The 23,310-nt window shown below is 69.3% G+C and carries 22 protein-coding genes; 16 read left to right on the forward strand and 6 right to left on the reverse strand.

Features of this window, described 5'->3' with window-relative positions:
* The 4 genes from RJ05_RS32095 to hpt form a co-directional block, all read left to right on the forward strand.
* Positions 1-516, forward strand: a 516-nt coding sequence (locus RJ05_RS32095; RefSeq protein WP_036532392.1) for a D-alanyl-D-alanine carboxypeptidase, incomplete at its 5' end; no start/stop codon positions are given.
* A gap of 14 nt (positions 517-530) precedes the next feature.
* Positions 531-1,655, forward strand: coding sequence for an Rv3626c family coenzyme F420 biosynthesis-associated protein (locus RJ05_RS01915; RefSeq protein WP_228828981.1), 1,125 nt, complete (start codon positions 531-533; stop codon positions 1,653-1,655).
* Positions 1,656-1,765: 110 nt separating this feature from the next.
* Positions 1,766-2,800, forward strand: a complete 1,035-nt coding sequence (gene tilS / locus RJ05_RS01920) for a tRNA lysidine(34) synthetase TilS (protein ID WP_234012371.1) — start codon at positions 1,766-1,768, stop codon at positions 2,798-2,800.
* A gap of 56 nt (positions 2,801-2,856) precedes the next feature.
* Entirely contained in the window at positions 2,857-3,417 is a 561-nt protein-coding gene (hpt, locus tag RJ05_RS01925; protein ID WP_036532394.1) for a hypoxanthine phosphoribosyltransferase, read from the forward strand.
* A 1-nt stretch (position 3,418) separates the two neighbouring features.
* Here the strand turns inward: hpt and RJ05_RS01930 are convergent, their stop codons facing one another.
* The gene (locus tag RJ05_RS01930; RefSeq protein WP_081597122.1) at positions 3,419-5,467 is read right to left on the reverse strand and encodes a protein kinase domain-containing protein; all 2,049 of its coding nucleotides are present in this window, start codon (positions 5,465-5,467) and stop codon (positions 3,419-3,421) included.
* A 226-nt stretch (positions 5,468-5,693) separates the two neighbouring features.
* Here RJ05_RS01930 and RJ05_RS01935 point away from each other — a divergent pair, with 226 nt between their 5' ends.
* Positions 5,694-7,097 carry an amidase gene (locus tag RJ05_RS01935; protein WP_036532397.1) on the forward strand — a complete coding sequence of 468 codons (1,404 nt, stop codon included), beginning with the start codon at positions 5,694-5,696 and terminating at the stop codon, positions 7,095-7,097.
* A gap of 18 nt (positions 7,098-7,115) precedes the next feature.
* On the opposite strand, the gene RJ05_RS01940 is transcribed toward RJ05_RS01935, so the two are convergent.
* From RJ05_RS01940 to RJ05_RS01950, 3 genes are all read right to left on the reverse strand, one after another.
* Positions 7,116-8,000, reverse strand: a complete 885-nt coding sequence (locus tag RJ05_RS01940) for a LysR family transcriptional regulator (protein ID WP_036532399.1) — start codon at positions 7,998-8,000, stop codon at positions 7,116-7,118.
* 440 nt (positions 8,001-8,440) lie between these two features.
* The gene (locus tag RJ05_RS01945; RefSeq protein ID WP_036532401.1) at positions 8,441-9,274 is read right to left on the reverse strand and encodes an SDR family oxidoreductase; all 834 of its coding nucleotides are present in this window, start codon (positions 9,272-9,274) and stop codon (positions 8,441-8,443) included.
* Positions 9,275-10,879, reverse strand: a complete 1,605-nt coding sequence (locus tag RJ05_RS01950) for an aldehyde dehydrogenase family protein (RefSeq protein WP_036532404.1) — start codon at positions 10,877-10,879, stop codon at positions 9,275-9,277.
* A 162-nt stretch (positions 10,880-11,041) separates the two neighbouring features.
* On the opposite strand from RJ05_RS01950, the gene RJ05_RS01955 reads away from it, so the two are divergent.
* On the forward strand, positions 11,042-12,364 hold the full coding sequence (locus tag RJ05_RS01955; protein ID WP_051016095.1) for a PucR family transcriptional regulator: 1,323 nt from the start codon (positions 11,042-11,044) through the stop codon (positions 12,362-12,364).
* A 4-nt stretch (positions 12,365-12,368) separates the two neighbouring features.
* Here RJ05_RS01955 and RJ05_RS01960 read toward each other — a convergent pair whose 3' ends face one another.
* On the reverse strand, positions 12,369-12,629 hold the full coding sequence (locus RJ05_RS01960) for a DUF2277 domain-containing protein (RefSeq protein ID WP_036532407.1): 261 nt from the start codon (positions 12,627-12,629) through the stop codon (positions 12,369-12,371).
* 188 nt (positions 12,630-12,817) lie between these two features.
* Here RJ05_RS01960 and RJ05_RS01965 point away from each other — a divergent pair, with 188 nt between their 5' ends.
* Positions 12,818-13,633 (forward strand): DUF1266 domain-containing protein, encoded by an 816-nt coding sequence (locus tag RJ05_RS01965; protein ID WP_036532411.1) that lies wholly within the window; start codon positions 12,818-12,820, stop codon positions 13,631-13,633.
* Positions 13,634-13,677: 44 nt separating this feature from the next.
* Here the strand turns inward: RJ05_RS01965 and RJ05_RS01970 are convergent, their stop codons facing one another.
* Positions 13,678-14,637 carry a hypothetical protein gene (locus tag RJ05_RS01970; RefSeq protein ID WP_051016097.1) on the reverse strand — a complete coding sequence of 320 codons (960 nt, stop codon included), beginning with the start codon at positions 14,635-14,637 and terminating at the stop codon, positions 13,678-13,680.
* A gap of 290 nt (positions 14,638-14,927) precedes the next feature.
* Between RJ05_RS01970 and ftsH the strand changes: the two genes are divergently transcribed.
* The 9 genes from ftsH to panC form a co-directional block, all read left to right on the forward strand.
* A complete protein-coding gene (ftsH, locus tag RJ05_RS01975) occupies positions 14,928-17,315 on the forward strand; it encodes an ATP-dependent zinc metalloprotease FtsH (RefSeq protein ID WP_036532414.1) in 2,388 nt (795 codons plus the stop codon).
* A 126-nt stretch (positions 17,316-17,441) separates the two neighbouring features.
* Entirely contained in the window at positions 17,442-18,071 is a 630-nt protein-coding gene (gene folE, locus RJ05_RS01980; RefSeq protein ID WP_036532433.1) for a GTP cyclohydrolase I FolE, read from the forward strand.
* A gap of 53 nt (positions 18,072-18,124) precedes the next feature.
* Positions 18,125-18,946, forward strand: coding sequence for a dihydropteroate synthase (gene folP, locus RJ05_RS01985; protein WP_051016099.1), 822 nt, complete (start codon positions 18,125-18,127; stop codon positions 18,944-18,946).
* Positions 18,943-19,350: a dihydroneopterin aldolase gene (gene folB / locus RJ05_RS01990; RefSeq protein ID WP_051016101.1), complete on the forward strand. Its 408-nt coding sequence runs from the start codon at positions 18,943-18,945 to the stop codon at positions 19,348-19,350. The genes folP and folB overlap by 4 nt, the downstream gene beginning before the upstream one ends.
* A complete protein-coding gene (gene folK / locus RJ05_RS01995; protein WP_036532417.1) occupies positions 19,347-19,886 on the forward strand; it encodes a 2-amino-4-hydroxy-6-hydroxymethyldihydropteridine diphosphokinase in 540 nt (179 codons plus the stop codon). The genes folB and folK overlap by 4 nt, the downstream gene beginning before the upstream one ends.
* Positions 19,883-20,353 carry a DUF3180 domain-containing protein gene (locus RJ05_RS02000; RefSeq protein WP_036532438.1) on the forward strand — a complete coding sequence of 157 codons (471 nt, stop codon included), beginning with the start codon at positions 19,883-19,885 and terminating at the stop codon, positions 20,351-20,353. Before folK ends, RJ05_RS02000 begins: the two co-directional genes overlap by 4 nt.
* A 193-nt stretch (positions 20,354-20,546) precedes the next feature.
* Entirely contained in the window at positions 20,547-21,593 is a 1,047-nt protein-coding gene (locus RJ05_RS02005; protein ID WP_138445613.1) for a DUF6779 domain-containing protein, read from the forward strand.
* Between the two features lie 131 nt (positions 21,594-21,724).
* Positions 21,725-22,657: a Rossmann-like and DUF2520 domain-containing protein gene (locus RJ05_RS02010; RefSeq protein WP_036532420.1), complete on the forward strand. Its 933-nt coding sequence runs from the start codon at positions 21,725-21,727 to the stop codon at positions 22,655-22,657.
* A gap of 50 nt (positions 22,658-22,707) precedes the next feature.
* Positions 22,708-23,310: pantoate--beta-alanine ligase (gene panC, locus RJ05_RS02015; RefSeq protein WP_081597123.1), on the forward strand; the 603-nt coding region annotated here is incomplete at its 3' end.

Here is a 23,310-nt window from a genome sequence, read left to right on the forward strand (position 1 = left end):
ACGCTCGAGCAGGCGGGTTTCGACCTGACCGGCGTCAGCATGCACGACACCAGCGGCCTGTCGGTCGACGACCGCATCCCGGCGCAGGTGCTCGACCGCATCCTGGCCACGGCCGCGCGGGACGACGAGATCGCCGAGCAGGCGAGTACACCGGCCACCACGAAACCGGGTCTGCGGCCCGGCGGCCTCGTGCGTCCCGGAGCGTCCCCCGCCCAGGATTCCGGCACCGAACCCTCGCTGTCGGCCAAGCTCGCCCCGCTGCTCGATGATCTGCCCGTCGCGGGCGCTACCGGCTCGCTGACCAGCCGTTATGTGGTGCGGGACCGGGACGGCGCCGGCTGGGTGCGGGCCAAGACCGGAACTCTATCGGTCGCCAGCACGTTGGCCGGGTATGTGCTGGACAGTGATGGACGAGTTCTCACCTTCGCGTTGATGTCGAGCGATCGGCCGCCGGAGGTGAGCAGACCCGCATTGGATGCCATCGCGGCCACACTGCGTAATTGCGGATGCTCCTGACGGGTGGGTGACCTATGACGACCGAACAACGCCCCGGCGATTCCGGTGCCGTCGAATCCGGCGGTGCTGCCGTCGACGCGGCCGGCAAGGCCGGTGGGCGCTCCCGGTTGTCGGGTGCCGTCGACTGGCGGATCGCGGCCCGCACCGGTGCCGCGCTGGTTCCCTCCGGGCCGCGGACCAGCCGGTACTCCGCCGAACAGGTGGTCAGTGAACTCGCCGACGCCTCGGTGCGCGCCGAAGCGCCGGTGCGTCGGGTGACCGGTCTGCTCGATGACGAACCGGTCCCGCAGGCACGCATCGTCGACCGGCCCGGCTGGATCGGCGCGGCCGCCGATTCGATGGCCCAGCTCACCGGCACCGGTGTCGGCGAGGGCCGCGGCGCGTTCACCGGGAAACCGGCGGGCGTGCAGGCCGGGGCCATGCTTGCTTTCCTGTCCACCGCGATCCTCGGCCAATACGATCCGTTCACCGGCCGCGACGGCACTCTGCTGCTGGTCGCGCCGAACATCATGTCGGTGGAGCGCGCGCTCGGGGTGCAGCCGAGCGATTTCCGGTTCTGGGTCTGCCTGCACGAGGTGACCCACCGAGTGCAGTTCTCCTCGGCGCCCTGGCTGGCCGACTACATGCGCGCCAACGTCGACGTCCTCGGTGAGGTCGGCGACGAACCGATGGCCGATATGCTCGCCCGCCTGGTCTCCGAGGTGCGGGAACGCCGCCGCAACGGCACACCCGACGATCCCGCCGCTCGCGGCGTGGTCGGCCTGCTGCGCGCCACCCAGCCCGCACCGCAACGCGAGGCGCTGGACCGGCTGCTGATGCTCGGCACTCTGCTCGAAGGCCATGCCGACCATGTGATGGACGCCGTCGGCCCCTCGGTCATCCCGACCGTCGAACAGATCCGCGCCGCCTTCGACCAGCGCCGCAAACGCCCGACCAACCCGGTGCAACGGCTGCTGCGCGCGCTGCTCGGCGTCGACGCGAAGGTGGCGCAGTACGTGCGCGGCAAGGCCTTCGTGGACCACGTCGTCGATGCCGTCGGCATGGACCGGTTCAACACCGTCTGGACCGACGCCGAGACGCTGCCGCGCCCGGACGAGATCGAAGACCCGCAACGGTGGATCAGCCGCGTCCTGGGATGAGCGGATCGGCGTCGGAGGCGGCCGATTGGTCGTCGCGGGCGTCCGAACGGCCCGGTGTTGGTCGGACGCGCGCTGGGACGGTGTCGGCCCGGCCCGTGGGCGCGCGCCTCGTGGAGACTCGAGCCGTCCTCGAGCTGCGTCATGCCGTGCGTGCGTGGCTGACGCGGCATGACCTCGGCGCCGAAGTCGCCGTGGCCTTGTCCGGCGGCGCGGATTCGCTGGCGTTGACGGCGGCAGCGGTGGCCGAGTGCGATGCGGTCGACGCGCTGATCGTGGATCACGGCCTGCAACCCGGATCGGCGGCCGTCGCGGCGACGGCTGCGGCGACGGCACTGAAGCTGGGCTGCCGGTCGGCGCACGTGCTACCGGTCGACGTCGGCCGCGAAGGCGGAATCGAGGCGGCCGCCAGAAAGGCGCGGTACGCCGCGCTCGACGCGGCCCGCGACGGCCTACACGTCCTGCTCGGCCATACGCTCGATGACCAAGCCGAAACCGTTCTTCTCGGCCTGGCCCGTGGTTCGGGCCCGCGCTCCATCCAGGGCATGGCGCCCTACACACCACCGTGGGGCAGGCCGCTGCTCGGTGTGCGCCGCGCCGTCACCCGGCAGGCCTGCGCCGACCTCGGCCTCACCCCGCACGAGGATCCGCACAACGATTCGCCGGAGTTCACCAGGGTCCGGCTGCGCACCGAGGTTCTGCCGCTGCTCGAGGACGTGCTCGGCGGTGGCGTAGCCGAGGCGCTCGGTCGCACGGCCGAGCAGCTGCGCGAGGACAACACGGTGCTCGACGAGCTGGCCCGCGACCTGCTGCGGGTGGCGAGCCACTCAGGAGAGCAACCGACGGGCACTCATGACGTGACGCTGTCCTGCGAGACGCTCGCCACTGCCCCCGCCGCCCTGCGCCGCCGGGCCATCCGGTTCTGGCTGCTCGACGGCGGCGCGAAAGCCCTGACCGGCAAACATTTACACGCGGTCGACCAACTGGTCACCGCCTGGCGTGGCCAGGGCGCAGTCGCGGTCGGCGGCGGCGAACCGGGGACGAGGTTGGTTGCTGCGCGTGAACGTGGCAGGCTGACACTCGCGCATACCGATCGGGTTCGCCCGGCGAGCGCGAGTGACGGGCCCCGAGGCGACGGCGCGGCGTGACCACGGACGGCCCGCAAGAGCACCGCGGAGCAACGCAGGGAAGGGAACCAGCGGACGTGTACGGGGACGACATCGCGTCGGTGCTGATCACCGAGGAACAGATTGCCGACAAGACCAGGGAACTGGCCGAACTGATCGCCAAGCGCTATCCGCCCGACGCCCCTGAGGGTGATCTGCTGCTGATCGGCGTGCTCAAGGGCGCGATCTTCTTCATGACCGATCTGGCCAAGGCGCTGCCGATCCCCACCCAGCTGGAATTCATGGCGGTGTCGTCCTACGGTTCGTCCACCTCGTCCTCCGGCGTCGTGCGCATCATGAAGGACCTGGACAAGGACATCGCCGGGCGCAATGTGCTGATCGTCGAGGACATCATCGACTCCGGCCTCACCCTGTCGTGGCTGATGCGCAACCTGTCCACCCGCAACCCGGCCTCGCTCGAGGTGGTCACCCTGCTGCGCAAGCCCGACGCCCTGCGCACCCAGGTCGAGGTCGCGCACGTCGGTTTCGACATCCCGAACGAATTCGTCGTCGGCTACGGCCTCGACTATGCCGAGCGTTACCGCGACCTGCCCTACATCGGCACCCTGCATCCGAGGGTCTACGGCGGCGAAGCCTGAGCTAGGCGGCCGCCAGGCGTTTGGTCACCGGATCACCCGGTGACACCACCCGCTCCAGCGCCCGCAGATCGGCTTCGAGCGCGCGGAACACCACGTAGGTGCCGACGAAGGCGATGATGCCGCCGACGCACAGCACCCGGACCGCGACGATCACCGCCGCGATATCGGTGGGCGGCAGGAACGTCACCCCGGCCACCGCCAGCAGCGGCACCGACGCGGCCACCGCGAGGTAGCCGTTGCAGCGTTTGTCCAGGCTGCGTAGCCAGCCCGCGTCCTCGGAGCTGACGTCGCCGTGCCGGAGGAAGATCGGGTAGACGCAGCGCACCAGGTAGAAGGTGGCAAGGAAGAACGGGTAGGCGACCGCGATCGCGCCGCACACCGCCTGCGAGGCGAGGAAATGCCACACCCCGCGCGCGGGTAGATCGTCGGTGGTCAGCCGCAGCGCGATCGGGAAGGTGAAGCCGGCCACCACCCACAGTGTGAACGCGACGATCACGGCCTGATCGCCCAGCCGCAGCGTGTCGCGTCTGGCGCGGCGCAGGGTGTCGGAGTCGAAGCGTTTGCCCTTGCGCAGCCCGCGCGTCACCCGCAGGACGTAGCGGGCCAGATACAGCACAACCGCGATACCGGTCGGGAAGAGTATCGAGTTGACGATCCCGGTGATGATGACGAAGTTGCGCTGCGCTTCTTCCGAGAGCCTGCTGACGATCAGCTGATGGTTGTGCTCGATGTTGTACAGCGAGGCCAGCGCGTTGGGCACCCCGAGCGCGAACAGCAGCACCGGAACCATCCACGGCCGCAGCCGCAGCCGCCAGCTGTCGGGGGCCGGATCGACCAGCTCGCGGGCCCGCGGATCCAGGCAGGTGTCGAACTGTCTGGCCAGCATCGCGCCGTTGGGCCAGCGCCGGTCCCGGTCCGGCTCCAGGCAGGTGAGCAGGACTCGGCGCAGCGCGGCGGGACAATCGGGTGGCAGCCGCTCCAGCGCGGACTCGTCGACGCCGGTGCTGCGCCGTTCCAGCATCGCCTCGAGGGTGGTGTCGTCGCCCTGATCACCCGCGCCCGCGGTGGTGTCGTCGAACGGTTTCGCGCCGGTCAGCAGCTCCCACAGCAGCACGCCGAGGGAGTAGATGTCGGCGCGGGTGTCGAGGTCGCCGGCACTGCGTTCGCGGCCGGGATGGCAGGCCTCGAGCTGCTCGGGCGACATGTAGGTCAGTGACCCGCCGAAGTACGAGACCGGGCTGGTGCCTTCCACATTGCGGCTGAAACTGATGTTGAAATCGGCGAGTTTGGGCACGCCCTCGGCGGTGAGCAGGACATTGGCCGGTTTGACGTCGCGGTGCAGCACCCCGTGCGAGGCGGCGTAATCCAACGCCTCGGCCAGCCGCCTGCCGAGCCAGGCCACCGTTTCGGGCCAGCTGAGGGTGGCGATCTCGGCGCGCACGCTGGAATCGGTGGGCCGGATCTCGCCCTTCTCCTCCATCGCGGTGTCGACCGCGTCCAGCAACAGCCTGCCGTTGCGTTCCTCGGGTGGGGTGGCGCGCACCCAGCGCAGCGCCCCGAGCAGCGTCCCGCCGGGCAGGAACTGCATGTAGAGAAACCGCAGCCGCCGCGAGCCGCGGGCCCGGCCGGATTCGAGCAGTTGCTGATCGAATACCCGAACGATGTAGTCGTGGTCGAGCTGGGCCAGCGTCTGCGGTTCGGTGCCGTGGTCGGCGGAGACCTTCACCGCGACCAGTCGTTGCAGCGAACGCTGCCTCGCCAGGAAGACGCGGGCGAAGGCGCCGCTGCCGAGGCCGGTGAGCAGATCGAAATCGCCGATGCTCGTGCCCACCTCGATCCGGTCCAGCGCCTCGTCGGTGCCTGGACCGGTGCCGGGACCACTGCCGGGCCCGGTGTCGAGCTGGGTGGCCATGTCGAAGGGCGCGGCAGTGGTACGGGTCGGCTGCTCGGCCTGGGTGGTCGCCTCGCCGTCGAAATCCGGCGAGGCCGCTCCCGCAACGGAATTCGCTGCGGGAGGTGGATCGGGGGTGGTCTCCGGTTCGGCGCTCATGATCCCAAGGGGTTGCTGGGTGGATGCCGCGAAATGTGCACTGGTCGGCCGACGGGGTTGCCGATAAACTCCGCCACACCCGACGCCATCGACGGCGACCGGTAATCGGCAATGATACGTCCACTGGCACGGTGTCTCACCCGGTTTCGGCAACGTTGCGTCGGGCTACGAGCTGGATGAACGCGGCCGGGCCCGACGACGGGCAGGCCACGGTAGGAGGGCACCGATGGGGGCACAAGAGCCCGCGAATTCGCAAGCGGGCAATGACACGATCACTCCACCCGGCCCGGTCGTCACGACCGCGGCCGGGGTGCGCGAGGGATCGACGACGCCGACGACGGAGGTGGACGCCGCACTGGCCCGGATCGACGAGGGCAATGCCGAGGTCTATGCCTTCGACGTGGTGCGCGCGGAGCAGGCGCGCGCGGAGGCGGCCGAACTGGAACAGCGTGATCTGGACGCACTGCCGTTGGCCGGTGTCCCGGTGGCGATCAAACACAATGTGGCGGTGACGGGCGAGACCGTACTCGACGGGTCGCTGGCCACCGATCCGACGCCCGCCACCAGCGATCACCCCGTGGTGGCGCGATTGCGGGAGGCGGGCGCGGTGGTCGTCGGGCTGACCGCGGTGCCCGAACTGAGCCTGTGGGGCATGACCGACGGCCCCGACGGCATCACCCGCAATCCGTGGAACCCCGAGCGCACCTGCGGTGGGTCCTCGGGCGGGGCCGCTGCGGCGGTGGCGGCCGGGCTGGTTCCGGTCGCGCACGGCAACGACGGCCTCGGGTCGGTGCGTATTCCGGCGGCTTGCTGCGGCCTGGTCGGGGTCAAGCCGGGGCGCGGGGTGGTTCCCGCCGAGGTCGGCCCGGACTCATGGGCCGGGATGACCGAAAACGGCGTGCTGGCAACGACTGTCGCCGATGCGGCGCTCACCCTGTCGGTGATGGCCGGCCGGCCGGAATTGGCCGACGTCGAGGCGCAGGCACCGTTGCGCGTGGCGCTCGCCGTCAACGCGCCGAGTCCACTGATCAAGGTGGACCGCCATTGGACCGCCGCCGCCCGTACGGCCGGATCAGCGGCGGCCGCGGCCGGGCACGCCGTCGACACCGTGAAACTGCCTTACGGCGACGCGGTGACCGCGGTGATGCTGCGCTGGCCGATGCTGGCGATCCCGGAGGCCGATGAGCTGCCGCATCCGGAGCGGTTGCAGAAACGCACCCGTCGTCATCTGGCGCTCGGCCGGTTGATCGTGCGGCTGAAACTGGTGCGTCCCGCGCAGGTCGAGCGGGTGGAGGCGCGGCTGGTCGAGTTCTTCGAGAACCACGATGTGGTGATCACCCCGGCGCTGGCGCTCCCGCCGCCGCAGGCGAAGGCCTGGCACGCCAAGGGCTGGCTGACCAACTTCATCAACAGCCCGCGCTATTCACCGTTCACCCCGATGTGGAATCTGGTGGGCTGGCCGGCGATGACGGTGCCGATGGGCCTGCACCCGGAGTCCGGCACGCCGGTGGCGGCGCAGCTCGCGGGCCCGCCGGGCAGCGAGTCGACATTGCTGCGGCTGGCGGCCCAGCTGGAGCAGCAGCACCCATGGCCCCGGACGACCGCGGATCGGCCGTCCGGGCAGGACTAGCTCGGTAGGTCCGGTGGCTCAGACCGCAAGGGCGGGTTTGCTCGCGAATCCGCCCTGGGCGGCCCGGCCGGCGAATTCCAGGATGGTCGGCCGGTTGTCGTCGGCACGCCAGGCCACCGCCAGCTCGCACGGCGCGAGTCCGGTGACGGGGCGGGCGGTCAGACCGGGCCAGCGGTACATCGGCACATTGTTCTCGGCGAGCAGGCACACGCCCAGGCCGAGGCTCACCGCTTCCAGCTTGTCCTCGGGGGTGGCGGCCTCGGCGCCGATCTTGGGCTGACGCCCGCCGCGGCCGTCGTTGCCGAGCCAGAAATCGCGGACCGCACCCGCCTCGGGCGGCAGCGCGACGAACGGCTCGTCCATCAGGTCGGCGAAGTCGATGCTGTCTTGATCGGCCAGCCGGTGGTTCTCCGGCAGCAGCACCCAGCGGTCCTCGGTGCGCAGCACCTGCCAGCGGTACCGGTTCGAATCGGGCAGCGGTAGCCAGACCAGCGCGAGATCGGCCTGGCGGCCTGCCAGGCCGCTGGACGGGTCGGTCCAGGAGGCGGCGTGCAGGGCGAGCCGGTGCCCGCTCGCGCTTTCGAGGTCGTTGAGCAGTCCGCGGCCGAGGGTGGACTGGATGCCGACGCGCAGCACCTCACCGGCCTCTTGCAGGGAGGAGTTGGTGACTTCCCACAGCTCGAGGATCTTGCGGGCGCCGTCGAGCAGTTCCTTGCCCGCGACGGTGAGTGCCACACTGCGCTGATTGCGATCGAACAGGACCACGTCGAGCTGGCGTTCCAGCTGCCGGATCTGGCGCGAGAGGGTGGGTTGTGCGATGTGCAGCCGCTGCGCGGCGTTGGTGAAATGCAGTTCCTCAGCGACAGCGACGAAATACCGCAGGTCGCGCAAATGCGGGTCCATAGCTTATTGCTATCAGAATTGGTGCCGGATTTCCAGCCTAATCAAACCGGAAAGTTCGGAATCTCGGCCCGAAACGGTCAACAGGTTTGTTAGTCACAGCATATGGCCTGTCATGGTGTTGCGCACTATCGGATTCGACGAGGGTTCGGGATGCATGGCTCCGGCTCCCGGGGTAGCGCACAGAGGGGTGGGTGACCAGGGCGGATGCTGCCGAGGTCAGGGCGGATCGATGTACGCAAGTGTTCCTGATCCGGCCCGCGCGTCCGGCGGCCGCGCGGACCGCTGAGCGCCCGTTGAACGGCCAGTGATGTTGCTCACAATCAGGTTTGCCGAGCGTCTGAATCCGCCCAGAGCTGGGAAAGCGAAACGGCGCCGCGTCCGTCATGAAGACGTTCACGGCGCCGTAGCGCGCGCCACAGTCCGGCCGAGAGCACACGGGCTCAGACGTTGCGTGCGCGCTCCTCGTAGGCCTTGCGCTGCGCCGAATCGACGTCATCGAGGAAGGCGCGGTTGGAACCGAGCGCCCGCGCCAGCCCGTCGCCCCAGGACTCCGGCAGCAGATTGACCACCTGGGCGATCGCCCCGGCCACCGCCGTCACCCGGACCTTCGACTTCGGTGCCGCGATCAGCTCGACGATGGCATCGGCGATCTCCTCCGGCTCGGCCGGACGCAGAATCTTCGGCGTGCTGACCCCGGAACCGAGTTCGGTCTTGGTCAACGTCGGCAGCACCGAGGAGAAGCTGACGCCCGAGCCGCGGTACTCCTCGCGCAGTGTGTCGGTGAACCCGAGCACCGCGTGCTTGCTGGCGTTGTAGGTGGCCAGACCCGGGATATGGGTCTCACCGGCCAGCGACGCGATATTGATGACGTGCCCGCTGCGCCGCGGCAGCATCCGAGCCAGCGCCAGCTTCGACCCGAGGATCACGCCGTAGACATTGATGTCGAGGATGCGGCGGGTCACCTGATCCGGCTCCTCGGCGAACTTGCCGGTCGGCATGATGCCCGCGTTGTTGATCAGCACATCGATCGGGCCGAGGATGCGCTCCACCTCGTCGAGGAACGCCTCGAACGAGGCCGGATCGGTGACGTCCAACCGGCCGTAGACCTCGAAATCGCGGCTGCTGCCCGACTCCTTGACCGTCACCTCATCGATATCGCCGATGGCGATCTTGGCGCCGAGCGCCTGCAACGCCGTCGCGGTGGCCAGCCCGATGCCGCGCGCACCACCGGTGATGACGACGACCTTGCCGCGAATCTTCATCGCGTCTGCCATTTACTTCGCACCCTTCGAATCGCCCTTGAGTCGCAGCAGCGCAGGCACATCGAGCCGGCGCAGACCGCGCGCACCCGCAGCCCGCATCGCGCCGAGCGCGAACAGGATCTTGGGTACCTGATAGGGGAACCAGATCAGTTCCTTTTCCTGCGTGGGCAGGATCGGCTTGGTGATCGCCTGTGCCCGGCAGTATTTGCGCACGCCGTTCGGTCCGCCCCAGCGCGCGCCGACGCCCGACTTCTCCCAGCCGCCCATCGGCAGCGCGAAGCTGAACATATTGGAGAAGACGTCGTTGATGTTCACCGCGCCCGCCGACAGTTGCCGCGCCACCCGCTCGCCGCGCTCCTTGTCGCCGGTCCACACCGAGGCCGACAGGCCGTAGATGGAGTCGTTGGCCAGCCGGATCGCCTCGGCCTCGTCGGCCACCTTCATCACCGGCAGGGTCGGGCCGAAGGTTTCCTCGGCGACGCACGACATGGAGTGATCCACGTCGACCAGCACCGTCGGCTCGAAGAAGGTGCCGACACCGGTGCGCTTGCCGCCCGTGGTCACCTTCGCGCCCGCTGCCACGGCCTCGTCCACGTGCCGCTGCACGATATTCACCTGGTTCTCATTGGCTAGCGCGCCCACATCGTGGTTCGGCGTGCGGCCGTCGATGCCCTGCCGCAGCGCGGCGACATTGGCGGTGAGCTTGGCGACGAATTCGTCGTAGACCGGCGCCTCGACGTAGACCCGCTCGACCGAGATGCAGACCTGGCCCGCGTTGAACATTCCGCCGAAGGCGATGCCGTGCGCGGCCCGATCGATATCGGCGTCGGCCAGCACGATCGCCGGATCCTTTCCGCCGAGTTCGAGGCTGTAGGGGATCATCCGCTCGACGCAGGCCGCGGCGATCTTGCGGCCGGTGGCGGTGGAACCGGTGAACTGGATGTAGTCGGCGTTGTCCACCACGGCCGCGCCCGTCGCACCGGCACCGGTCACCACCGCGAGCACCGGCGGCGCGCCGATCTCGGCCCAGCCGCGGGCCAGTTCGACCGCCGACAGCGGCGTCACCTCGGACGGCTTGAGGATCACCGCGGCGCCCGCGGCCAGCGCCGGGATGACGTCGACCACCGGCATGGCCAGCGGGAAGTTCCACGGCGTGATCACGCCGACCACCGGATACGGCTTGAACGCGACCGTCAGCTTCTTCGTCCGGGCCAGCGGGCTGTGCGGCGACGGATTCTCATCGGCCAGGAACTTCGGCGCGCGCCGGGCGTAATAGCCGGTCAGGTCCACAGAGAAGGCCGGATCGATGAGCGCGTCCACCCGCGGCTTGCCGGTCTCCGATTGCAGGACATCGGCCAGCTGCTCGGTGTTGTCGATGAGCCAGTCCTGCAACTTCAGCAGCCATTCCTTGCGGCCCTCGGGGCCGATGGCCTCCCACTCCGGCTGGTACAGGCGCAGCTCACGGACCTTGGCCGCGACATCGTCGGCCGACACCTCGGGCACGGTGCCGACGATCTCGCCGGTGGCCGGATTGCGCACCTCGATCACCGCGGGGCCGGGCGCTTTCTTGCGCGTCGTCGTTCGTTTCGTCGGTCGGGCGGATTCGGTGTCGGTCACGGTCTCTCCCACTACATCGTGGCTCTGCTGTGCTCGGCTGCTGTGAAGCAGCTCACGAACTATGATCGTGGCACAATTGACACAGACATTCTTGGCTTTGTCTGTCAACCGACGCGGGATGCTTTGTGCTCTCGATACAACTGGGGGATCGTGAGGTAGCTGATGACGAACCCGGTTCCCGGCCCGCTCTCCCGCGATCGGCCTGCCGTCGCCGATGGTTCGGCTCCGGCCAATGAGCAGGTCCGGTACTGGCTGGCCGAATTCGTCTACGAGACGATGCGCAGCGAAACCCTGGATCAGGTGGTCGAGCGGCTCGACAGCGCCATCGTCGCCCGCATTCCCGAACTCGCCGACCGCGATATCCGCCGCGATCTCGGCGCCAGCACCCGCGCCCACGCCCGCGTGGTGCTCAGCGGTCTGACCAGCGACACCATCGACCCGGTGCTGCCCGAAGAGGCGCACGCCTTCGCCAGGACCCTCGCCCGTCGCGGCTTCGAACTCAAAATGCTGCTGCGCACCTATCACGCCGGACTGGCGGCGGTGCTGGACTATTTCACCGACGCCCTCGATCAGCGCCGCACGCCCTATCCGATCGAACGCGTGGTCATGATGCGGATGTTCGAACGGGCCACCCAGTGGGTCGGCGCATCGGTGGAGACGCTGACCGAAACGTATCTGGAGGAGCGTGAACGCGTGCTGCGCGCCACGCTCAACCGCCGCACCGAAACCGTGCGGGCCGTGCTCGCCGGCGACGACGTCGACCTGGAGCAGTCCTCGACCCGGCTCGGCTACCGGCTCAATCAGCAGCACTTGGCCGTGGTGCTATGGACCGACGAGCCCGCCGAGGCCGGCGGCGAGGGTGAGATGAGCGGGGTGCTCGACCGCGTCTGCGCCCGGCTGGCCGCCGAACTCGGCAGCAACCGGGTGCTCACCGTCGCCTCCGGGGCCAGTGGCATGTGGGCCTGGATCGGCCTGGACGGCGCGCACGCGCAGCTGCCGGAGGTGGACGGCCTCGCGCACCTGGTCGAGGCGCCGGTGCGGGTGGCGCTCGGCGTCCCCGGCTATCGGGTGGCGGGATTCCGGCGCAGTCATGAAGAGGCGATGGCGGCACGCCACGTCGCCGAACGCGGCCCGTCCGACGGGCCGCGGATCACGGCCTACCGTGACGTGGAGATCGCGTATCTGGCCGGCGTCGACGAGGCGGCCATGCGCGCACTGATCGCGCGCGAGTTGCGGGCGCTGGCCCGCCGCGACGCGGGCTCGGCCCGGCTGCGCGAGACGCTGCGCGCGTACCTGCGCTGCCAGCACAGCCCGGAGGCGGCGGCGAAACTGCTCGGCGTGCACAAGAACACCGTCCGCTACCGGATCCAGCGGATCGAGGAACTGCTCGGCCACCGCATCGACGAGCGCGCGCTGCCGTTGCAGACCGCCCTCGCCTGTGTCGCCGCCTACGGGCCCGGCGTGCTGCCCGGCGACAACGCGTGAACCACTACGCCTGGGCTTCGCGCGCGGCGATGCGGCGCAGCGGCGGTTCGGTGCTCGGTGGCACCCGGCGGTCGGGTAGTTCGGCGAGTAATTCGGTGGTCGCGGCGGCGATCGCGGCGACGGCCTTGTCGACCGCCGGTTTGGTGGTGGAGCTCAGGCCGGTCAGGCCACCGACCTTGCGCACGTATTGCAATGCGGCGGCATAGATTTCCTGCTCGGTAGCGGCAGGCTCCAGGCCACGCAAGACGGTGATGTTTCTACACATGAATGCACATTAGCCCTCCGGCACCGCCCTCGGCAGGCCAAGAAAACGAAGATGTGAAAAACCTTCGAACGCGGTCGGTGAACCGGCCACCGACGGGTTCCGGGCACCTAGGCGTACCTCCGCATTCGCTCCGGCCATGCGCGGTCGAATGACGGACTGCGTCCGGCAGCGCCCTCTAAACTCGCCCTATGCCTGCCCGCGGTCTACCCACGTTGACAACATTCCCCTACAAGGAGCTCGATCAGCGCGAGGACGACCACTGGTCCGGTGCGCAGATCACCGATGATCAACTGCGCGCGCTGGCACTCGGTGCGTTCTATTCCGCCCGCTGGGACGCCTTCCACGACGAACTGCTGCTCGGCCCCGAACGCGAACATCCGCTCGGTGATCGCCGCGAACTGGCCATCGACACCCTCACCGGCGCCTGGGGCATCACCGACGGCACCGAGGCGCGCGCGTCGATGGAACAGCTGCTCGACGGCATGCACGCGCCGCTGTACGCGCTGGTGCACCCGCTGGTGATGGCCTCCATCAATGCCAGCGAACGCGATCGTTTCGGTGAGCGCGCCGACCGGCACCGAGCCTTTCTGCGTCAGGTCGGATCGTTTCGGGGGATGGACAATCCGGAGGCGCTGGTCCGCGATTACGACATCTGGTCCCAGGCCATCAAGATCGGTTTCACCGAACATCTGTCGCGCCCGCTGCCCGGCGATATCTACGCCTGGGATCTGGCGAGGGTGGTCGCGGTCGCGCGGATGGCGTTCACCGCCGGATATCTCGACGCCGATATCGCGTGGAGTTATCTGGCGCGTGCGCTGCCGCTGGCGCGGCGCCGCTACCGCAACTGGCGGCAATTCGGCGACGCCTATCTGACCGGCTGGACCTACTGGCAGGCCACCGAGGATCTGGCCGTGCTCAAGGACGGTGGTGTGGACCGCAGGATGGAACTGCTGCGGCTGTGGACCCGCCCGACCAGCCCGTGGCGGCGCATCGGCCTGAACTGAACGCGACCGCGGGCCCGGCCGCGGCCGGGCCCGCGAGCCTCGCCCTACACCCCGGGCAGTGACCGCAGGATGCCGCGCCCGTACCGCTGGAATTGCGTGTCGTCGACCATGCCGAGCGAATGCCGCTCCACCAGCAGCTCCCACTCCGCGTACAGCTGCGCGGTGCCGGGATCGGCGGGCCCGGCCACACCGTCGGCCGATTCCAGCCGGATCGCGAAGTTCACCGCGCAGGTGACGCGCTGGGTGTCGGCCCGATCGAGTCCGGTGAAGTGCAGCGTCTGATTGCCGTCGTGCACGTCGATGCCGGTGTCGGTGCGCAAGGTGCCGATCTCGCCCGGCGCGCTCGCGGTGCCGTCGGTGCTGCGCGCCCACATGATGGCGGCGATCGCCAGCTCATGGGCATAACGCTCGCCGTTGCCGATGGAGATGAACAGCAGTCGCTGGGTGGTGGCGGCCAGCAGCCCCTGACCGTGCCCGGCCGGCGGATGGGCGACGGCCAGCGCCGTCTCCAGCACGTATTCATCGGCCGAGGCCAGCCGATGCAGGGCGTTGATCGCGGATTTCGCCTCTTTCCGCGGCACCATCCGGCGCACCGCGCGCTCCACGTCGGCGCGGACGGGGCCACCGGAATTCCACTCGGGGGCCGGCGGGGTCAGATCCGGGGCCGCGACGTCGACGCGCTGGAAGTCCAGGATCTGATCGTTGATCCGGTCGACGATCTCGACCGCGGCCGGCACGTCGTGCTCGGCGATCAGCACCGGCAGTGGGGTGCGGTCCGCCGGCACGCCGGTGAGGACGGGGGTGGGATATCGGAGGTAGATCTCGATGACGACCGCGTCGTCGGCCCGCCGGTTCAGGCGGACCTTGAGCAGGTCGGTCACCGGGACGTCGAGCACTCGCTCGCCGTCGATCTTGTCGCCGTCACCGCCGGGTCGTAGGACGATCAGCCGCCCCCGGCCGTGGCGCACTATCGCTGTGGGTGTCCGTAGCTCGACTATGTCCATACCCCCTGCGCTCAATGTGGTTGGGGTGCTCTCGGCGGGGCACCGCACTGTGCCGTCGCTCACGATAGGCCGAACATGCCATGATTGTGACCACTCGGCACAAACCAGGCCGGAGAGATCGGGAACCACGGGCGTTGTCCGGCCGTTTACCTGTTGAACTCCCATCACCGGCCGAACTGCGCGATGTATCGGATAGACCGTACGCGGTAACGTGGCATGTCCGCATCCGTTCGCATCGCTAGGCAAAAACCGGAGACACCGGAAAGGACTGGCCGCCCGGCCGACGCTCTATGAACCGCAAGACTGTGTTTCGCACCCTGGCGATAGTCTCGGGCATTCTGCTCGTGATCTATCTGTTCAGCTACTTCGGCAACGACACGCGCGGCTGGAAGAACGTCGACACCTCGGTGGCGTTGAGCCAGCTCCAGGAACAGGGCAACGTCAAGAACGTCCAGATCGACGACCGCGAGCAGCAGCTGCGGATCGAGCTGAACAACGGCAACGAGGCCACCGGTGGCGAGACCAAGATCATCGCCAAGTATCCGGGTGGCAGCCAGACCGCCGCGCAGATCTTCGACGCCGTGCAGAAGTCCGGCGCCCCGTACAACACGGTGGTCAAGCAGGACAGCTGGCTCACCCAGATCCTGCTGTTCGTGCTGCCGATGATCATCCTGCTCGGCCTGTTCATCTTCGTGATGTCGCGGATGCAGGGCGGTGGTCGCGGCGGCATGATGGGCTTCGGCAAATCGAAGGCCAAACAGCTGTCCAAGGACATGCCCAAGACCACCTTCGCCGATGTCGCGGGCGCCGACGAGGCCGTCGAAGAGCTCTACGAGATCAAGGACTTCCTGCAGAACCCGGTGCGCTACCAGGCGCTCGGCGCGAAGATCCCGAAGGGCGTGCTGCTCTACGGCCCGCCCGGCACCGGTAAGACGCTGCTGGCGCGCGCGGTCGCGGGCGAGGCGGGTGTGCCGTTCTTCACCATCTCCGGTTCGGACTTCGTCGAGATGTTCGTCGGTGTCGGTGCCTCCCGCGTGCGCGACCTGTTCGAGCAGGCCAAGCAGAACAGCCCGTGCATCATCTTCGTCGACGAGATCGACGCGGTCGGCCGTCAGCGTGGCGCGGGCCTCGGCGGTGGTCATGACGAGCGCGAGCAGACCCTCAACCAGCTGCTGGTCGAGATGGACGGCTTCGGCGATCGCACCGGCATCATCCTGATCGCGGCCACCAACCGGCCCGACATCCTCGACCCGGCGCTGCTGCGGCCCGGTCGCTTCGACCGCCAGATCCCGGTCGGCAACCCCGACCTGGCCGGCCGTCGCGCCATCCTGCGGGTGCATTCGCAGGGCAAGCCGATCTCGCCCGACGCCGATCTGGACGGGCTGGCCAAGCGCACCGTCGGCATGTCCGGCGCCGATCTGGCCAACGTCATCAACGAGGCCGCGCTGCTCACCGCGCGCGAGAACGGCTCGATGATCACCGGTGAATCGCTCGAGGAATCGGTCGATCGCGTCATCGGCGGTCCGCGCCGCAAGAGCCGCATCATCAGTGAGCACGAGAAGAAGATCACCGCCTACCACGAGGGCGGCCATACCCTCGCGGCCTGGGCGATGCCCGACATCGAGCCGGTCTACAAGGTCACCATCCTGGCCCGCGGCCGCACCGGTGGCCACGCCATGACGGTGCCCGAGGACGACAAGGGCCTGATGACCCGCTCGGAGATGATCGCCCGGCTGGTGATGGCGATGGGTGGTCGCGCGGCCGAGGAACTGGTGTTCCACGAGCCCACCACGGGCGCGTCCTCCGATATCGACCAGGCCACCAAGATCGCCCGCGCGATGGTCACCGAATACGGGATGAGCGCGCGCCTCGGTGCGGTGCGCTACGGCCAGGAGGCAGGCGATCCGTTCCTCGGCCGCTCGATGGGCCAGGCCTCCGATTACTCGCACGAGGTCGCGGGCGCCATCGACGAGGAGGTGCGCAACCTGATCGAGGCCGCGCACACCGAGGCGTGGTCGATCCTCAACGATTACCGCGACGTCCTCGACGATCTGGCCACCGCGCTGCTCGAACGCGAGACCCTGCACCGCAAGGATCTCGAGCAGATCCTCGCGGCGGTCGAGAAGCGCCCCCGGATCACCGCGTTCAACGATTTCGGCGATCGCGTGCCCTCGGACAAGCCTCCGGTCAAGACCCCGGGCGAGTTGGCCGCCGAGCGCGGCGAGCCGTGGCCGCCGGAGCCGGTGGCGCCGTCGCTGCCCGCGGCCGCGACCGCGGCCCGCGAGCCCGCACCGGCCAACGGCTACCCGCCCGCGGGTGGTTACCAGCCGCAACCGCAGCACGGTCGCCCGGCTCAGCCACCGACCGGCTATCCGATGCCGCCGCAGCACCCCGGCTACCAGCGGCCCGGCCCAACGCACGGTTCGCGGCCCGATTACGGCGCTCCCGCCGGCTGGTCGGCTCCTGGCTGGCCGCCCCGTGAGGAGCCGCAGGAGCAGTCCGGCGACCGTGGTTTCGGCGCATGGCCCGAGCCGGGTGAGGGCCGTCCGCGGCACGGCTACCAGCCCGAACGCGGTTACGACGACCGCGGCGGTTATGACGATCGGGGCGCATACCCCGACACCCCAGGTACCGAGGGCGGCAATCGGGACTGGGACGGACCGAACGGCAGGGGTTGACCAGCGCCGATTACGCTCGATCCTCGGGGCCGGGCGCTGCGCCCGCACCCTGAGATTTGGAGGTGTCCTCGATTGTCGGCCAACGATCACAGCAACGGCCAAGCTCCCACCGTGCCCGCTCGGCCGGTGCTCGACGACCCCGGGCCGGAATTGAGCGATTCCGAGCTCATCGCGCTGCACACCGGTAAGCCCTTCGATCAGCCGCGCGCCGAGGCCGCGATCCGGGAGCTGCTGATCGCCGTCGGCGAGGACCCGGACCGGCCGGGCCTCATCGACACTCCGGCCCGCGTGGCCAGGGCCTACCGGGAGATGTTCGCGGGGCTCTACCTCGAGCCGGACGCCGTGCTCAACACCACCTTCGACGAGGAGCACCAGGAGCTGGTGCTGGTGCGCGACATCCCGCTGTACTCCACCTGCGAACACCATCTGGTGTCCTTCCACGGTGTCGCGCACGTGGGCTACATCCCCGGCACGCACGGCCGGGTGACCGGGCTGTCCAAGCTGGCCCGGCTGGTCGACCTGTACGCGAAGCGCCCGCAGGTGCAGGAGCGGCTGACCAGTCAGATCGCCGACGCCGTCATGCGCAAGCTGGATCCGCGCGGTGCGATCGTCGTCGTGGAGGCCGAGCATCTGTGCATGGCGATGCGCGGCATCCGCAAACCCGGCGCGAGCACCACCACCTCGGCGGTGCGCGGGCTGTTGCAGACCAACGCCGCCTCACGCGCCGAGGCGCTCGATCTGATTCTGCGCAAGTGAGCCACACACCGCAGCCAGGAGTCCGGCCGCGCGCGGGACGCTCCTGCGTGGTGATGGGCGTGGTGAACGTGACCGCCGATTCGTTCTCCGACGGCGGCCGCTATCTCGATCCCGAACGGGCCGTGCGGCACGGCATCGAACTGTTCGAAGCCGGCGCCGACATCATCGACGTCGGTGGCGAGTCGACCAGGCCGGGCGCGATCCGGGTCGATGCCGAAACCGAGTCGGGGCGGGTGGTTCCGGTGATCCGCGGCCTCGTCGCCGCCGGCGTGCCGGTCAGCGTCGACACCATGCGTGCGCAGGTCGCCGAGGCGGCCATCGCCGCGGGCGCCTCGGTCGTCAACGATGTCTCCGGCGGCCGCGCCGACGCCGACATGGTGAAGGTGATCGCCGGTGCGGATGTCCCGTGGATCCTCATGCACTGGCGGGCCGACGCCGATTACCGGCACACCGGTCCCGCTGACCAGTACGACGATGTGGTCGCCGAGGTGCGCGCCGAACTGGACACCCAGGTACGCCACGCCGTCGCCGCCGGGGTCGATCCGGCGCGGCTGATCCTGGATCCCGGCCTCGGTTTCGCCAAGAACGCCGAACACAATTGGGCCCTGCTCGGTGCGCTGCCCCAGTTCGTCGCCGATGGTTTTCCCGTGCTGATCGGCGCCTCGCGTAAGCGGTTCCTCGGCTCGCTGCTGGCCGATGAGACAGGCCCACGCCCGCCCGACGGGCGCGAGACCGCGACAGCGACCATCTCGGCGCTGGCCGCCCTGCACGGCGCCTGGGGTGTGCGGGTGCACGATGTGCGCGCCTCCCTCGACGCCATCGCGGTCACCGATGCCTGGCAGCGCGCCGCGGCCTCGGCGGGAGTGGTGCGGTGAACGAGCCGGCAGGCCGGGCGCCGTCGCGGCGTGCGCGCGACCGCATCGAGTTGCGCGGACTGCGCGTCTTCGGCCATCACGGCGTGTTCGACCACGAGAAGCGCGACGGCCAGGAGTTCGTGGTCGACCTCACGGTATGGGTCGGTTTCACCGCCGCCGCGGCCTCCGACGATCTGGTCGACACCGTCGATTACGGCGCATTGGCCGACCTCGCGGTGAGTATCGTCGCGGGCCCGCCGCGCGATCTGATCGAGACCGTGGTCGCCGAGATCGCCGATGCGGTGATGGCGGCCGATTCCCGCATCGACGCCGTGGAAGTGGTTGTGCACAAACCGTCCGCGCCGATCCCGCATGCCTTCGCCGATGTCCGGGTGATCACCAGCAGGGAACGGGTGGCCGGATGAGTCGCGCGGTCCTGTCCATCGGCTCCAATCTCGGCGACCGGCTCGGCTACCTGCGCAGCGTGATCGACGGGTTCGGCGCCAGGGTCGTCGCGGTGTCGCCGGTGTACTCGACCGCGCCGTGGGGTGGGGTCGAACAAGACGATTACCTCAATGCCGTTGTGGTGGTGGAGGATCCGGCCTTCGGCTGCATCGATTGGTTGCGCCGTGGCCAGGAATTGGAGCGGGCGGCCGAGCGCGTGCGTGAAGTGCGCTGGGGTGCGCGGACGCTGGACGTCGACGTGGTGTGGTGTGCCGAGGACGGAAGGCCTTGCCGCAGCGACGATCCCGAGCTCGTCCTGCCGCATCCGCAGGCCCATCGGCGGGCGTTCGTGCTGGTGCCGTGGCTGGAGGTGGAGCCGGACGCCGAGTTGGAGGTGGACGGCCGCACGCACCGGGTGCGCGACCTGCTGGCCGGACTCGACGCCGCCGAGCGCGAGGGCGTGCACCGCACCGATCTGACGTTGACTCGTGGGGGAGCAGGCAAGTGCAGCAGCTGAAACCCACCCGTGCCCTCGATCTCACCGCGAACCTGCTGATTGCCGCGGCACTGGCCTGGGCGGCGACCCGCATCGCCTACGGCAGCTTCCCGCCGATCTCCAGCTTCGCCGGAGCCTCGCTGTATCCGGTGGCCGCGATCGAGGTCGCGCTCGGCTTCATCATCCGTGCCAGGGTCAACGAGCACCGCATCGGTGACGGGCCGCATCAACTGCATCCGATCACCGCCGCGCGGGCGGTCGCCCTCGCCAAGGCGTCGGCGCAGGTCGGTTCGCTGGCGGCCGGCGTCTGGCTCGGCTTCCTCATCTGGGTGTTTCCGCAGCGTGGCGATCTCCGCGCGGCCGACGCCGATGTGCCGGGGGCATTGATCGGACTCGGCGCCGCGGCGGCACTGGTGGCGGCCGCGTTGTGGCTCGAATATTGCTGCCGCGCGCCCGACGATCCCACCGACGATCCAGCTACCACATAGCTAACATGGTTGGGTGAATCACCACCCCGGAACCTGGGCCGCCGCGGTCATCCGAGCTACCCTGGCGGGCATGGTTTCACCCTCCCGTACCAGCAGCTCCCCCCGACGGCGGGACTATGCGGGAAAATTGTTCATCGGTGCACTGATTCTGCTCGGCCTGGTTGCCAGTATTTTCCTGATTTTCAGCGATAGCGTGCAATTTATTCGGATCGGCTTGGTCGCCGCGCTCTGGGCGGCGGTGCTCGGCGCCCTCGCGGCGACGAAGTACCGCAAGGAGTCGACCGTCGACAAGGCGAAGGTCCGCGACCTGCAGAAGGTCTATGAGCTGCAGCTCGACCGCGAGATCTCGGCCCGGCGCGAATACGAGCTCGGCGTCGAGGCCCGCGTACGCCAGGAAGTGGGCGCCGACGCCGCCGAAATGGCCGCGTTGCGGGCCGAGCTGACGGTGCTTCGGCAGAGTCTGCAGCGGCTGTTCGACGGTGATCTCCCGATGGATCGCCCCGCGTTGCACGCCGATGCCGTGCGGGTCCAGGAACTCACCGGCCGACCGGCCGGTTCGGCGAACGTTAACTCGACGAATGCCGACGGCTGGGCCGGGCCGCAGCTGCCACGCGATTCGGTGACGCCTGTCTACGACACCGATCATCCGCAGCCGCCGGTCTTCGCCAGCCCCTTCGACGATCCGGTGACCGCCGAGACCTCGATCATCACTCTCGACCACGATGAGGACGGTGCCGCCGAGAGCTCCGGCGCCAACGGCAAGCCGGCCGATCCGTTCGGCGCGACGACCGGCTGGGCCGACGCCTTCTCCGAGACTCCGGCCGAACCCGACGACGCCGACGCGACCGCGCCCTGGGTCGCCTCGGCTGCGGCCGGGCAGGCGCCGCTGGTCGGGCCGCCGGCACCGGGCGAGATCCACGATCAGCCGATCGTCGGCCCTCCCGCTCCAGGCGCCTCGACCTGGTCATCGGAACGGCTCCCGGCGTGGTCGGATTCGGCCGCGAGCGCGACTTCGACTGCCACGTCCGCCCCCGCCGACGATCCGGGATCGAGCACTTCCGACTCGCCCGCACCGGCATCACCGGCGCGCACCGCATCGACCGGCCCGACCTTCGGTTCGGCCAGCTCACGGCGGCGCAGGCGGGCCGAATCGGAGTCGGGGGATTCCTCGTCCAAGCGGTTGTCGGTGGCCGAGATCATGGCGAATCTGCAATCCGAGCAGAGCAACCGGCCGAGCTGACTGCGGTGTAGATCACGGGGCCCGGCCATGGCGCATGGCGGGGCTTGCCCATATTCTCGTGACGTAACGTCTGGTACCCGCCGAGCGGGACTGGAACGACATCCGAGAGGACACTGTTGACCTCGCCAAGTGTGAACTCTGGCAACGCCGCGTCGGGTCCCGATCCCGCGCCTGCACGACTGACGGTAGGAATCGTCTCGGCGGGACGCGTGGGTTCGGCCTTCGGCGTCGCGTTGGAACGCGCCGGACATGTGGTGTTCGGCATCTCCGCGATCTCCGACGCGTCGGTGCACCGTGCGCGCACGCGCCTGCCCGAATCCAGGATTCTCCCGGTCGAAGAGGTCGCCGCCAGCAGTGAACTGCTGATTCTCGCCGTGCCCGACAGCGAACTCGCCGGCCTGATCCGCGGACTCGCCTCCGCGGGGGTGGTGCGGCCGGGCACGCTCGTGGCGCACACCTCCGGCGCGAACGGCGTCGGCGTGCTCGCTCCGCTGACCGAACTCGGTGCTCGTCCGCTCGCTATTCATCCCGCCATGACTTTCACCGGCCACGACGAGGATCTGGCCCGGCTGGCCAACGCGTGTTTCGGCATCACCGCCGCCGACGAGATCGGTTACGCCATCGCGCAGTCGCTGGTGATCGAGATGGGCGGGGAGCCGGTGCGGGTCGCCGAGGAGCACCGCACGCTCTATCACGCGGCCCTCGCCCACGGCAGCAATCACCTGGTCACGGTCATCGTCGACGCCGTCGCCGCCCTGCGTGCCGCACTCGACGGCCCCGGTCTACTCGGCCAGCAGGTGGTCGACGACGCGCCCGGCGGCCTGGCCGAACGGCTGCTGGCCCCGCTGGCCTCGGCCGCCCTCGACAATGCCCTGCGCCGCGGCCAGTCCGCGCTGACCGGCCCGGTGGCCAGGGGCGACGCCGCCGCGGTCGCCGCACACCTGGAAGCGCTCGACTCCCTGGATCCGCGGCTGGCCGCGAGCTATCGGGCGCTGTCGTTGCGCACCGCCGAGCGGGTCGATTCCGATGCCGCCCTGATCGAACTGCTGGAGGAGCGTCGATGATGGATCCGAAACTTCGCCCCGGCGCGAGCGACGGGCCCGGAGGAGGCAGCTTGCGTAACCACGGAGGGACCCGGGAGCGCCGGCAATTCGACAGCGCTTACACGCCCGGTGAGTTGAATGTGCTGCACGACCCGTCGGTGGTCGCCGCGGTGTCCAAGGCGCTGCGTGGCGTCGGGCGATCCGTCGGCCTGGTGCCGACCATGGGTGCCCTGCACGAGGGCCACCTCGAGCTGGTGCGTCGGGCGAAGCGGACCAACACGATCGTGATCGTCTCGATCTTCGTCAACCCGCTGCAGTTCGGCGCGGGCGAGGATCTGGACAAGTACCCGCGCACCCTCGACGCCGACGTGGAACTGCTGCGTGCCGAGGGCGTCGATATCGTCTTCGCGCCCAGCGTGGCCGATATGTATCCGGACGGCCCGCGCACCACCGTGCATCCCGGCCCGCTCGGCGCCGAACTCGAGGGCGGCACCCGCCCCACGCATTTCGCCGGCATGCTCACCGTGGTGGCCAAGCTGCTGCAGATCGCCAAGCCGAACGAGGCTTTCTTCGGCGAGAAGGACTATCAGCAGCTCACGCTGATCCGCCAGATGGTGCGCGACCTGAATTTCGATGTCTCCATCGTCGCCGTGCCCACCGTGCGCGAGGCCGAC

The sequence above is a fragment of the Nocardia cyriacigeorgica NBRC 100375 genome (assembly GCF_000308555.1).
GTDB lineage: Bacteria > Actinomycetota > Actinomycetes > Mycobacteriales > Mycobacteriaceae > Nocardia > Nocardia cyriacigeorgica.

What these genes read in the sequence shown, in the direction of transcription:
- RJ05_RS01965 (WP_036532411.1), top strand. Translation starts at nt 12,818, where the DNA reads ATGCCTGCCCGCGGTCTACCCACGTTGACAACATTCCCCTACAAGGAG.
- RJ05_RS01960 (WP_036532407.1), bottom strand. Translation starts at nt 12,629, where the DNA reads ATGTGTAGAAACATCACCGTCTTGCGTGGCCTGGAGCCTGCCGCTACC.
- RJ05_RS01955 (WP_051016095.1), top strand. Translation starts at nt 11,042, where the DNA reads ATGACGAACCCGGTTCCCGGCCCGCTCTCCCGCGATCGGCCTGCCGTC.
- ftsH (WP_036532414.1), top strand. Translation starts at nt 14,928, where the DNA reads ATGAACCGCAAGACTGTGTTTCGCACCCTGGCGATAGTCTCGGGCATT.
- RJ05_RS01945 (WP_036532401.1), bottom strand. Translation starts at nt 9,274, where the DNA reads ATGGCAGACGCGATGAAGATTCGCGGCAAGGTCGTCGTCATCACCGGT.
- RJ05_RS01940 (WP_036532399.1), bottom strand. Translation starts at nt 8,000, where the DNA reads ATGGACCCGCATTTGCGCGACCTGCGGTATTTCGTCGCTGTCGCTGAG.
- RJ05_RS01930 (WP_081597122.1), bottom strand. Translation starts at nt 5,467, where the DNA reads ATGAGCGCCGAACCGGAGACCACCCCCGATCCACCTCCCGCAGCGAAT.
- RJ05_RS01915 (WP_228828981.1), top strand. Translation starts at nt 531, where the DNA reads ATGACGACCGAACAACGCCCCGGCGATTCCGGTGCCGTCGAATCCGGC.
- folK (WP_036532417.1), top strand. Translation starts at nt 19,347, where the DNA reads ATGAGTCGCGCGGTCCTGTCCATCGGCTCCAATCTCGGCGACCGGCTC.
- RJ05_RS01970 (WP_051016097.1), bottom strand. Translation starts at nt 14,637, where the DNA reads ATGGACATAGTCGAGCTACGGACACCCACAGCGATAGTGCGCCACGGC.
- RJ05_RS01935 (WP_036532397.1), top strand. Translation starts at nt 5,694, where the DNA reads ATGGGGGCACAAGAGCCCGCGAATTCGCAAGCGGGCAATGACACGATC.
- folP (WP_051016099.1), top strand. Translation starts at nt 18,125, where the DNA reads ATGGGCGTGGTGAACGTGACCGCCGATTCGTTCTCCGACGGCGGCCGC.